Source organism: Nocardia sp. NPDC004168 (assembly GCF_040610355.1).
GTDB lineage: Bacteria > Actinomycetota > Actinomycetes > Mycobacteriales > Mycobacteriaceae > Nocardia > Nocardia sichangensis.
On record NZ_JBEXME010000002.1, the window covers coordinates 1 to 11,600 of the forward strand.

Consider the following 11,600-nt stretch of genomic DNA (forward strand, 5'->3'; position numbering starts at 1 on the left):
GGGCCCCGGCGCGCTGCCGTGTCGCGCCCGCTGCCGCGACGAAGTCGCCAGCGGCGGTCGCTCGGACGCGAGCCATGAAGGGGCCGTGAACACCCAGCGCCGCAGGCGCTGGAAAAATCAACACCGTGAACCGTATGGCGGCGCTGCGCGGCAGGATCGCGGGTGAGGTCGACGCCTCCGAGCGGCGGCGGGCGGAGTACTCCTCGGACGCGTCGAACTATCGGGTTCTCCCGGCGGCGGTCGTCTTTCCGCGGACCGACGAGGACGTCGCGGTCACCTTGGAGTTCGCCGGAGCCGAGGGGCTGCCGGTGACCGCGCGCGGCGCGGGGACGTCGGTGGCGGGCAACGCGATCGGTCCCGGGCTGGTGCTCGATTTCAGCAGGCATATGAACCGGATCGTGGCGATCGATGCGGCCGCGCGCGTGGCTACCGTGCAGCCGGGCGTGGTGCTGTCGGAGTTGCAGCGCGCGGCCCGCCCGCACGGCCTGCGCTTCGGACCGGACCCTTCGACACAGAATCGCTGCACGCTCGGCGGCATGATCGGCAACAACGCGTGCGGGCCGCGCGCCGTCGCGTGGGGCCGCACCTCCGACACGGTGCGCGAACTGCGCATCCTGGACGGCACCCGCACCGAACGCACACTGGCCGCCGACCTGTCCGCGGTGCCGGGTCTCGCGGAATTCAGCCGAGCGAATCTCGCGGTGTTGCGCACCGATCTCGGGCGCTTCGACCGCCAGGCGTCCGGATACGGTTTGGAACATCTGCTGCCCGAGCGCGGCGCGTCGGCGGCGAAGGCGTTCGTCGGCAGCGAGGGCACCTGCGGTCTGCTGCTGGACGCGACCGTCGAGCTGGTCGAGCTGCCCGCGGCCACCGTGCTCACGGTGCTCGGCTACCCGGACATCGCCACCGCGGCCGATGATGTCGCCGCCGTGCTGGCCTGCGCGCCGATCGCGGTCGAGGGCATCGACGCGCGGCTGGTCGACGTGGTCAGGGCGCATCGGGGAACGGTGCCCGACCTGCCGCGCGGTGGCGGTTGGCTGTTCGTGGAGACAGCGGGCGCGACGCAGGCCGACGCGCTGGCCGTCGCACAGCGACTGTGCCGGACGGCGGGCGCGATGGACAGCAGGATCGTCACCGATCCCGGTACCGCCGCGCAGCTGTGGCGGATCAGAGCCGACGGCGCGGGGCTGGCCGGTCGCACGCCGGACGGGCGGCCGGCCTGGCCGGGCTGGGAGGACGCGGCCGTCCCACCGGAACGGCTCGGCTCCTACCTCCGCGATTTCGCCGCGCTGACGCGCGAGCATGGTGTCGACGGCCTGCTCTACGGGCACATCGGCGACGGCTGCATCCACGTCCGCCTCGATCTTCCGATCGCCGACGCGCCGCACCGCTTCCGTGCCTTCCTGTTCGACGCGGCGGAGCTGGTCGTCCGGCACGGCGGTTCGCTGTCCGGCGAGCACGGCGACGGCCGGGCTCGCTCCGAGTTGCTCTCGGCGATGTACTCCCCCGCGGTGCTCGATGTCTTCGCCGGGTACAAGGCCTTGTTCGACCCCGGCGACATCTTGAATCCGGGCGTGCTCGTCGCGCCGCGTCCGATCGATGCCGACCTGCGGCTGGCCGGACTCGGTGACGTCGGCACATCGAACGGTTACCCGCTCGGAGAAGACGACGGCGATATGAGCGTCGCGGTGCACCGCTGCGTCGGCGTCGGCAAATGCCGGGCCGACGGCGGTTTCATGTGCCCGTCTTACCAGGCGACCCGGGACGAGAAGGACAGCACACGCGGGCGGGCGAGGGTGCTGCAAGAGGTGGTGCGCGGCGCGCTGCCCTGGTCGTCGGAGGCCGTCGCCGAGTCGCTCGATCTGTGCCTGTCCTGCCGGGCGTGCCGGTCGGACTGCCCGGCGGGCGTGGACATGGCCACCTACAAGTCGGAGACGCTGTATCGCCGCTACCGCCACCGGCTCCGGCCGATCGATCACTATTCGCTGGGCTGGTTGCCTCGATGGCTGTCCGCCGCGAGCCGGATGCCGCGGGTCGTCAACGCGCTGGCGGGCCGGACCGCGCTGCGTCGAGCCGGGCTGCGGGCGGCAGGCATCGACCCGCGTCGTGAGGTGCCGCGCTTGGCAGCGCGTACGTTCCGCCGCATCTGGCGCGATCTGGACGAAGGCGCGCGCCTGGCCGAGTCCGCCTACGCGCCCGAGGTGCGGGCCGAAAGCGGTGTCTCCGGCGAGGTGATGCTGTGGATCGATACCTTCACCGACGTGTTCGACCCGGAGATCGCCTTGGCCGCGGCGCGGCTGCTTGCCACCTTGGGCTACCGCGTTCGCATCCCCGAGCAACGCGTCTGCTGCGGACTCACCTGGATCAGCACCGGTCAGCTCGACGGCGCCCGCGCGCGGTTGCGGGCCACGTTGACCGCGTTGCAGGAGCATGTGGAGGCGGGTGGAGTGGTCGTGGGACTGGAACCGTCCTGCACCGCGGTTCTGCGCGCGGACCTCACGGAATTGTTGCCGGACGATCCCAGATCCGCCCCGACCGCCGCCGCGGTGCGCACCTTGGCCGAATTCCTCGCCGATCAGCCCTCCTGGCGCCCCCCGCAGCGCACCGGCCGATCGGTGGTGGTTCAACCGCATTGTCACCAGCACGCGATTCTCGGATTCGATGCCGATCGCCATTTATTAGCCAGTATGGGCGTGACGGTGACGGAAATCACCGGGTGCTGCGGTCTGGCGGGAAATTTCGGAATGCAGTCGGGCCATTACGACATTTCGGTCGCGGTGGCCGAGAGCGGCATGCTCCCCGCGCTGCGCGCCGCGGGAGACGACGCGATCCTCCTCGCCGATGGCTTTTCCTGCCGCACTCAGGCCGCGTCCCTCGCTGGGCGCCGGGCGCGGCACATCGCGCAATTCCTACTGGGCGAGTGACCTTTTGGGGTGCCCGCCGGACAGGCAGGGCGGGCGCCGCGCGGTTCAGCTGCCGAACGGCAGGGTGCCCGGCGGAATCTGGTAGCCCGAGCTGCCCGCGGAAACTCCACCCCAGGCGTTGAGCAGCCAGTTGAGCAGATTGGTGATCATCGAAGAACCTCCGTCATTGCTACTGCCAGATATTTGCCGAACGAAAACAATATCGCCGTGAATCTCATGCCGTTACATCTGATTGCGAAACCATAATCATGTGCGATCGGTATGAATGGCTTTAGGTGTGGCTCAGATAATAATCCGCGTGTCCCGGTGGAGGGGGACGCGGCGCCGCGCGCCGCACCGGGCAGAATGTCTCGGGTGCGCAGCATGACGGTCGAGCCGGGAGCCAGCCGGACCGTGACCACGGATCGGCCGATCGACCTGGCGTGCACGCTCGCTCCCCTCGGTCGCGGCACCGGCGATCCGTGCCATCGGGTGACCGGCGACGGCGCGCACTGGCACGCCTCCCGTCTGCCGACCGGGCCGGTCACCTACCGCCTCGCCCAGTCCGATCCGCGCACTGTGCAGGCCCGCGCCTGGGGGCCGGGCGCGGCGGAATTCCTCGCGGGTCTCGAGCACATGCTCTGCCTGGACGAGGATGTCTCGGCGTTCCTCCCGGACCATCCGAAACTCGTCGATGCCCATCGCCGTTTTCCCGGGCTGCGCATGCTGCGCACGGGCTTGGTCTTCGAAGCCCTTGTGCCGTCGGTGCTGGAGCAAAAGGTGCACACCGTCTCCGCGCGGGCGTCGTGGCGGAAACTGGTGCGGCAGTACGGCGAACCGGCGCCCGGCCCCGCACCAGAGGGAATGCGGCTGCCGCCGGACGCGGACACTTGGCGGCGAATTCCTTCCTGGGTGTACCACCGGGCCAATGTCGGACCGCAACGCGCGCAGACCATCGTGCGCGCGGCTCGGATCGCCGAATCGCTGGAGCGCGCGGCCCGGGTCGATCCGGTCGAGGCGGCACGAAGGTTGTGCGGTGTCCCCGGTATCGGGGTGTGGACGGCCGCGGAGATCGCGCAGCGGGCTTTCGGCGACGCGGACGCGCTGTCGGTCGGCGATTACCACCTGTCCGCCGCGGTCGGCTGGACTCTGCTCGGCCGTCCCATGGATGACGATGCGATGGTCGAATACCTGGAGCCGCTGCGCCCGCACCGTTATCGAGCGATCCGCCTGCTGGAAATCAGCGGCCACTTCTCCAAGCCGAAGTTCGGCCCGCGCACCCCGCTGACCGATCACACCTGGCACTGAGTTCACAGCGGCCCCTCGGCGCGTTCACTTTTCCGCAGTTTTGCCCATTCTTTATCAGTCGGTTCCGGCCGGAGAAAAGCAAAACTATAGGTAGTCGCGCCACACTCGGCCATCGCCGCATTCTCATCGGTACGCGAGCGGTAGCCGGAGGGGTTCCGTATGGCGCGCACTCATCGTCGAACCACACAACTGCAGGGGGTTGTCAGTGGAGCAGAGGCCACTCGGGGATACGCCACGATCCAGATGCCTGTTCTACCGGCGGGAATGCGATCTGCCCGCCGTTGTGGATCCGCCCGAACTCGGCCGGATCGTGATGCGCGGGGGGTCGGTGTGGGCGTTGACCATGCCGAGCAGCCTGGGTCAGGCGGTCAAGGCGCACATGCAGAGCAAGAGCGTGCGGCTGGGCCCGATCCTGGCGCACCCGCGCTCGAATCGATGGACCTTCCTGATCGCGCCGGACCTGCCGGAAAACGACACGCGCCTGTTCGCGGAGTTGTTCCGGCTCAACGTCTCGGTCTGCCGCACGGGGTCGACGATCGCGTTGCCGTCCCCGACGGCGTCGGTCGGCGCGATTCGGTCTTGGATAGTGCCGCCACGGAACAGGTTTCGCCCGTCCGGCCGGGTGGTCGTCGCGGCCATTCGTGCGTGGGCGGAGCCCGCGCCACGCCGCCGCTGAGCGCAGGCGGCGAATCACGTGGTCGGTCGGAGTACCGGGCCGTTCTTCGTCGGTTGTTCGCCCGACAGCGCCGGTCGGCGGCGGTACTATCGGGCGCGCGTGCGTGCGCCCAGCGGTGGTGCTGGGTTCTCGGTCCGTACACACGTCTCCCACGGCAGATAGCGAAGGAGTCCGTCTCGTGAGCATTCAAGGCAACACGAACATCGACCTGTCCGGCGCCACGTGGCGGAGGGCCGGGGAAGGGGCGGGCAACGACAGCGTCGAAGTGGCGCTGCTCGCCGACGGACACGTGGGAATGCGCAACGGGAACGATCCCGAGGGGCCGGTGCTGATCTTCACGCCCGCGGAGTGGGCCGCCTTCACCGCTGGTGTGCAGGACGGAGAGTTCGACCGGCCGCGATAAGGCACGGCCGCCTTCGAAGATCACGGAATGACACATTTTCGGCAACGAAAAGACGTTTATCGAGGCCGAATACGGGTAGCCCATCATCTGTGGACCGAGGGCTCAAGAGTTCCCATCCCCGGTACCGGAAATTGCGGCCGGACGATTGGGTGGAATGGCTGATCGTCGCGCTGTTGTTCGCGGTGTCGGCGGTCGGAGTCTTCGTCCTCACCAGCTCGCTGTTGTCGGCGCTGCTCGTCGGCATGCTGGTGTGGGTCGTGGCCCTCGGCGTCGTGGCCATGTTGTAAGGGTGCGCCGACCGGCCGGGGATCGCCCCGGCCGGTTGTCCGGCGTCTATCGGCGGAACAGCTTGTTGCCCAGCCAGACCAGCGGGTCGTACTTGCGGTCGGCCACCCGCTCCTTCATCGGGATCAACGCGTTGTCGGTGATCTTGATGTGCTCGGGGCAGACCTCGGTACAGCATTTGGTGATGTTGCACAGACCGAGCCCTTGCTCGTCCTGGGCGAGTTCGGTGCGGTCGCCCGCATCCAGCGGGTGCATCTCCAATTCACTGATCCGCATCAAATAGCGCGGTCCGGCGAACGCTTTCTTGTTCTCTTCGTGGTCACGCACCACGTGACAGGTGTTCTGGCACAGGAAGCACTCGATGCACTTGCGGAATTCCTGCGAACGTTCGACGTCGACCTGCTTCATCCGGTACTCGCCCGGTTTGAGATCGGCGGGTGGCGTGAAAGACGGTATCTCCCGCGCCTTTTCGTAATTGAACGACACGTCCGTCACGAGGTCCTTGATCACGGGGAAGGTGCGCATCGGCGTCACCGTGATCACTTCGTCCTGGGTGAAGGTGGACATCCGGGTCATGCACAGCAGGCGCGGCCGCCCGTTCACTTCGGCCGAACAGGAACCGCACTTGCCCGCCTTGCAGTTCCAGCGCACGGCCAAATCGGGCGCCTGGGTGGCCTGTAGCCGGTGGATGATGTCGAGTACGACCTCGCCCTCGTTCACCAGCACGGTGAAATCCTGCAGTTCTCCGCCGTCGAGATCGCCGCGCCATACGCGGAATTTGGCGTCGTAACCCATCGTTACGCCTCTCGCTCCGTCGATTGCCCGGCCGCGGCCGGGTGCCCGGCGAGTTCATCCGGGGTGTAGTACTTCTCGAGCTCGCCGAGATCGAAGAGGGCGAGCAGGTCCGATCGCATCGGCATCTGATCCTTGCGCGTCACGGTGACGCCGGGGATCGGGTCGCAGGCCGTGCCCGGATCCACCGCGCAGACCAGCAGTTTGTTCCGCCAGTCGGGGTCCATCGACGGGTGGTCGTCCCGGGTGTGCCCGCCGCGGCTCTCGGTCCGCAGCAGCGCCGCGTGCGCCACGCATTCGCTGACCAGCAGCATGTTCTGCAGGTCGAGCGCGAGATGCCAGCCGGGGTTGAACTGGCGGTGGCCCTCGACGGTCACCTGGCGGAACCGGGCACGCAACTCGGCGAGTTTGTCGATCGCCTCGCGCACCTCGTGTTCCTTGCGGATGATGCCGACCAGGTCGTTCATCGTCTGCTGCAAATCGGTGTGCAAGGTGTAGGGGTTCTCGCCTTTGCCGTCGGCGGGCGGATCGAACGGCGCCACGGCGGCCTTCGCGGCGTTCGTGACATCGTCGTCCGCGACTGCGGGCCGCTCGCCGAGCTGTTCCACATAGGCCGCGGCCCCGAGCCCGGCCCGGCGGCCGAACACCAGCAGGTCGGACAGCGAGTTCCCGCCGAGGCGGTTGGACCCGTGCATGCCGCCGGAACACTCACCCGCGGCGAACAGACCGGGCACCGTGGCCGCGCCGGTGTCCGGATCGACCTCGACTCCGCCCATCACGTAGTGACAGGTGGGCCCGACCTCCATCGGTTCCTTCGTGATGTCGACGTCCGCCAGCTCTTTGAACTGATGGTGCATCGAAGGCAGTCGTCGCACGATCTCCTCGGCGGGCATCCGGGAAGCGATGTCGAGGTAGACGCCGCCGTGCTCGGTGCCGCGCCCGGCCTTGACCTCTTCGTTGATGGCGCGGGCGACCTCGTCACGCGGCAGCAGGTCCGGTGTGCGGCGAGCGGAATCGTTGTCGCGCAGCCACTGGTCGGCCTCTTCCTCGGTCTCGGCGTACTGCCCCTTGAAGACCGGCGGAATGTAGTCGAACATGAACCGCTTGTCCTCGGTGTTCTTCAGCACCCCGCCGTCGCCGCGTACGCCCTCGGTGACCAGGATGCCCTTCACGCTGGGCGGCCAGACCATGCCGGTGGGGTGGAACTGCAGGAACTCCATGTTGATCAGCGTCGCGCCCGCGCGCAGCGCCAGCGCGTGCCCGTCGCCGGTGTACTCCCAGGAGTTCGAGGTCACCTTGTACGACTTGCCGATGCCGCCGGTCGCCAGGACCACCGCGGGGGTCTCGAACAGGATGAAGCGGCCGGATTCGCGCCAGTAACCGAACGCGCCGGAGATGCGGTCACCGTCCTTGAGCAATTCGGTGATGGTGCATTCGGCGAAGACTTTGATGCGCTTCTCGTAGTCACCGGTCTCGGCGAAATCCTCCTGTTGCAGCGACACGATCTTCTGCTGCATGGTGCGGATGATCTCGAGGCCGGTCCGGTCGCCGACATGCGCGAGCCGCGGGTAGGTGTGGCCGCCGAAATTGCGCTGACTGATGCGGCCGTCCGCCGTCCGGTCGAACAGCGCCCCGTAGGTCTCCAGTTCCCACACTCGATCGGGCGCTTCCTGAGCATGCAATTCGGCCATGCGCCAGTTGTTCAGGAACTTGCCGCCGCGCATCGTGTCCCGGAAATGGACCTGCCAATTGTCCTTCTCGTTCGCGTTGCCCATCGACGCCGCGCAGCCGCCTTCGGCCATCACGGTGTGCGCTTTGCCGAACAGCGACTTGCACACCACCGCGACGGACAGGCCGTGCTCCCTGGCTTCGATGACCGCCCGCAATCCGGCGCCGCCCGCTCCGATCACGACGACGTCGTACTTGTGCCGTTCCACTTCTGCCATGCAGAGAAACTCCTCGATGAGGCGGTCAGTCGATGAACCGCAGGTCCGAAATCGTTTGGCTGGCAACCAACATGACGTAGAAGTCGGTCAGCACGAGCGTGCCGAGAGTGGTCCAGGCCAGCGCCATGTGCCGGGTGTTCAGCTTGGAGACCTGAGTCCAGAACCAGTAGCGCACCGGATGCGCGGAGAAGTTCTTGAGCCGTCCACCCGCGATGTGCCTGCACGAGTGGCACGACAGCGTGTAGGCCCACAGCAGGATCACGTTGACCAGCAGCACGATATTGCCGAGGCCGAAACCGAAGCCACCGGTCTTGCCGTGGAAGGCGACGATGGCGTCGTAGGTGTTGATCACCGAAACCACCAGGGCCACATAGAAGAAGTAGCGATGCGCGTTTTGGACGATCAGCGGCAGCCTGGTCTCACCGGTGTACTTGGCGTGCGGCTCGGCCACGGCGCAGGCGGGCGGGGAGAACCACACCGCCCGGTAGTAGGCCTTGCGGTAGTAGTAGCAGGTCAGGCGGAAACCGAGCAGGAAGGGCAGCACCACGAAGCCCAGCGGCAGGATCGCGGGCAGATCGCCGAAAGGGGTGCCGAAATGGCTGGAGCCCTCGACGCAGGAAGTGCTCAGGCACGGTGAATAGAACGGGGTCAGATAGTGATAGTCCGGGACCCAATATGCCGTGCGCACATACGATCTGATCGTCGCGTAGATGACGAACGCGGCTAGCCCGAGCACCGTGACGAGTGGGGGGATCCACCATCGGTCGGTGCGCAACGTGCGATCCGAGATTCGGGCCCTTGTTCTGCTGAATACGCCGGTGCCCGCTTCGGGGGCGGCGGTCGGTGCGGCACTCACAGGCGGATGCCTCGCTGATCTTGTGTGCGGGTGGTCATCGTTACCTCCGCAATCGAATGTGATGCTGAGCACCATACGACACGTGCGCTATTGATCGAACGGGGTCTCGACAAACATGCCCCGCCGTCAACCGTATGATTTGCGCCACATCAGGCACGCCTCATGCTTGTCTACGCGGGTTCCGGGCCAACCGGACTTTTCGAAGTCACCTTCCGCGAAACAAGATTCGAGCAGGCAAAACGGAATGCCGGAATTGTCTCTTCAACCGCAGGGTGAAGACATCGATCGTCGGCCATATCCGACCGGAATCAACCTGTTGACCTGCTCGGATGCACCCGGCAACGGGAGGGTGCGACTGGAGCGCCTGTGCAGGCAGCGGCACGCGCCGCGCGGCCTCGCCGGATGTCGGTCTCGATGGTGTGCCCGCCGCGGTGACCGAACGCTCGGTGCGGGAACCGACACGGGTGGCGGTCTCGGCGCTGGTGCGCGGGAGAACGACTCGATCGTCGCGCCGGGCAAGGTGAACATCTTCATCGCGCTCGGTGTCCGGCGGGGGTGAGCGGTTTGCGCACCATGGCGGGTCGCTGCACGAATGTGTCGTGCGGGGGACCGATACGGCTCAGACGTCCATCGCGCGCTGTGCGATCACGGCGGCGTCGTGCGCCAGGCCGCCGGGACCGCGCGCAGCCCGGTGGCACGGGTGCGGCCGCCACGGCAGGCATCGGGCAGGGAGTACCGCGATGGGCGGCGCGCGCCGCCCACCCCGGAACTACTTCGTCCGCGGACGGGAGTGGAAGCCGAGCCCCTCGTCCTGTGCGCCCATCCAAGCGGCCTCGTCGGACTTGCTGTCCGGCACGTAGATGACGTCTTGGGCGGTCCGCCGCACCTCCGGCGGCGGTGACTGCTCGAGTTCGTCGGCGTCGATGGCGAGGCGCTCGAGGTCGTTCTCCAACCGCCGCACCGTGCTGGCGTCGCCGTACTGGGTGCGGAGTACGCCGATGGATTGCCGGAGTTGGCCGACCGCGTAGCGTAGTTCCGCGAATTCGCTGCGAGTCATCGATACCTCCTGAATTCCCTGGCGGACATGCGAACTCGGTGCCGTGACGCGCGGTTGCCCGTTTGCCTAGGGCCGCGCTGCACCGAGCCGTGTGACCCACCACACAACGTGATCTACAACACAGTACCGAAAGAATTCGATCCTGGCTCGCGTGCGGTCGAAATCCGATGGTTGCCGCCCGCTTGCCGAGCTCAGCCCGCTGCGGCGTACCCGGCACCCGATGGCGCCGCGGCGAACGCGCGCTCGGCGAGTCCGGCGATGGACAGCGCGACTTCTTCGGCCCGCTCGAGCAGCACGCTGTGCCCGGCGCCTTCGAGCCGAACCAGTTCGGAACCGGCCAGCTGGGAGGCCAGCGCCACCGAGTGCGCGAACGGGAAGATGAGGTCCGCCGAGCCCGCCAGCACCAGCGTGGGAATCGCGCCGAGCCGGTGCAGAGTCGCCGTCTCGTCGAAGGTGATCAGCGAGTGCAGGAATCCGGCCATGGTCAGCAGCGGCGTGTCGTTCAGCATGGCCGTGGCCAGCGCGGCGATCCGCTGGTTCACCTTCCTGGTGCCGAATTCGGCCTCGCGCAGGATCGGCGTGAACAGGCGGCGGGTCAGGTGCCTGGACGCCTGCATCACCCTCGGGGCGTGCGTGACGGCGGCTTGCAGCGAGTTCACCGCCCGCCGGTTCAACAGGCGCGCCAGCCCCACCTCGGTGATCCCGGCGGCAGCGGCCGCGAGCAACCCGACGCCTGCGATCCGCGTGCCGATGGCCTGCGGGTAGAGCCGGGCGTAGGCGAGCACGACCATCGCGCCCATCGAGTGGCCGACCAGGATCACCGGACCGGCCGGCGCGACCGTCCGCAACACGGTGTCCAGGTCGTACCCGAGCTGTTCGATGGTGTAGGTCGACGGATGCGCCACCCCGGATTCGCCGTGGCCGCGGTGATCGTAGAACACCATCCTGGTGTCGTCTCCCCACTGCCGCAGGAGGTGCTCGCGCAGGTAGATCCAGGATTCGGTGCGCAGGCAGTGGCCGTGCACGAAGACGACGGTCGCGAGGGCGTCGTCGCCGCCGAAGACGCGGACCGCGAGGGGAACGCCGTCTTCGGTCGACACTGTGACGTGGTGGCCGTCGTGATCTACGGCGCGGCGGGCGATGGTCGTGGACATGGCACCCTCCTGTGGGCGCGGCGCATGTTCGGCGCCTCTTGCCCAGATGTCGCACTGGATTTCCGCCCCGTTAACCCCCTACACCTGCCGTTACGTACACGTTGTCCAACCGACGCTGCCGGTCGATCGAGCAGCTGGCTTCGCTCGCGCAGAAAAATCTACGAAATAGTAGTTGGAGAACTAGATAGCTTTAGATTGCCCTGATCGCTATGTGCGGCGC

10 protein-coding genes are annotated in these 11,600 nt (G+C 67.4%); 5 read left to right on the top strand and 5 right to left on the bottom strand.

Annotated elements, in window-relative coordinates; translation table 11 throughout:
- Positions 1 to 134: 134 nt before the first annotated feature.
- From ABZW96_RS03745 to ABZW96_RS03765, 5 genes are all read left to right on the top strand, one after another.
- Positions 135 to 2,924, top strand: coding sequence for an FAD-binding and (Fe-S)-binding domain-containing protein (locus ABZW96_RS03745; protein ID WP_355072063.1), 2,790 nt, complete (start codon positions 135 to 137; stop codon positions 2,922 to 2,924).
- A 363-nt stretch (positions 2,925 to 3,287) separates the two neighbouring features.
- A complete protein-coding gene (locus tag ABZW96_RS03750; protein ID WP_355072065.1) occupies positions 3,288 to 4,211 on the top strand; it encodes a DNA-3-methyladenine glycosylase 2 family protein in 924 nt (307 codons plus the stop codon).
- Positions 4,212 to 4,416: 205 nt separating this feature from the next.
- A complete protein-coding gene (locus tag ABZW96_RS03755; RefSeq protein WP_355071075.1) occupies positions 4,417 to 4,887 on the top strand; it encodes a DNA-directed RNA polymerase subunit beta in 471 nt (156 codons plus the stop codon).
- Positions 4,888 to 5,065: 178 nt separating this feature from the next.
- Entirely contained in the window at positions 5,066 to 5,290 is a 225-nt protein-coding gene (locus ABZW96_RS03760) for a DUF397 domain-containing protein (protein WP_355071076.1), read from the top strand.
- An 89-nt stretch (positions 5,291 to 5,379) separates the two neighbouring features.
- A complete protein-coding gene (locus ABZW96_RS03765) occupies positions 5,380 to 5,577 on the top strand; it encodes a hypothetical protein (protein ID WP_355071078.1) in 198 nt (65 codons plus the stop codon).
- Between the two features lie 46 nt (positions 5,578 to 5,623).
- On the opposite strand, the gene ABZW96_RS03770 is transcribed toward ABZW96_RS03765, so the two are convergent.
- The 5 genes from ABZW96_RS03770 to ABZW96_RS03790 all read right to left on the bottom strand — a co-directional run bounded on the left by ABZW96_RS03770 (position 5,624) and on the right by ABZW96_RS03790 (position 11,380).
- Positions 5,624 to 6,370: a succinate dehydrogenase/fumarate reductase iron-sulfur subunit gene (locus ABZW96_RS03770; RefSeq protein WP_355071079.1), complete on the bottom strand. Its 747-nt coding sequence runs from the start codon at positions 6,368 to 6,370 to the stop codon at positions 5,624 to 5,626.
- Positions 6,371 to 6,372: 2 nt separating this feature from the next.
- Complete coding sequence (locus tag ABZW96_RS03775) at positions 6,373 to 8,313, bottom strand: fumarate reductase/succinate dehydrogenase flavoprotein subunit (protein ID WP_355071081.1); 1,941 nt, start codon at positions 8,311 to 8,313, stop codon at positions 6,373 to 6,375.
- Positions 8,314 to 8,338: 25 nt separating this feature from the next.
- On the bottom strand, positions 8,339 to 9,169 hold the full coding sequence (locus ABZW96_RS03780; RefSeq protein WP_355071083.1) for a hypothetical protein: 831 nt from the start codon (positions 9,167 to 9,169) through the stop codon (positions 8,339 to 8,341).
- 769 nt (positions 9,170 to 9,938) lie between these two features.
- Positions 9,939 to 10,226, bottom strand: coding sequence for a hypothetical protein (locus ABZW96_RS03785; protein WP_355071084.1), 288 nt, complete (start codon positions 10,224 to 10,226; stop codon positions 9,939 to 9,941).
- Positions 10,227 to 10,417: 191 nt separating this feature from the next.
- Entirely contained in the window at positions 10,418 to 11,380 is a 963-nt protein-coding gene (locus tag ABZW96_RS03790) for an alpha/beta hydrolase (RefSeq protein ID WP_355071086.1), read from the bottom strand.
- Positions 11,381 to 11,600 lie beyond the last annotated feature (220 nt).

What these genes read in the sequence shown, in the direction of transcription:
- ABZW96_RS03745 (WP_355072063.1), top strand. Translation starts at nt 135, where the DNA reads ATGGCGGCGCTGCGCGGCAGGATCGCGGGTGAGGTCGACGCCTCCGAG.
- ABZW96_RS03750 (WP_355072065.1), top strand. Translation starts at nt 3,288, where the DNA reads ATGACGGTCGAGCCGGGAGCCAGCCGGACCGTGACCACGGATCGGCCG.
- ABZW96_RS03770 (WP_355071079.1), bottom strand. Translation starts at nt 6,370, where the DNA reads ATGGGTTACGACGCCAAATTCCGCGTATGGCGCGGCGATCTCGACGGC.
- ABZW96_RS03775 (WP_355071081.1), bottom strand. Translation starts at nt 8,313, where the DNA reads ATGGCAGAAGTGGAACGGCACAAGTACGACGTCGTCGTGATCGGAGCG.
- ABZW96_RS03785 (WP_355071084.1), bottom strand. Translation starts at nt 10,226, where the DNA reads ATGACTCGCAGCGAATTCGCGGAACTACGCTACGCGGTCGGCCAACTC.
- ABZW96_RS03790 (WP_355071086.1), bottom strand. Translation starts at nt 11,380, where the DNA reads ATGTCCACGACCATCGCCCGCCGCGCCGTAGATCACGACGGCCACCAC.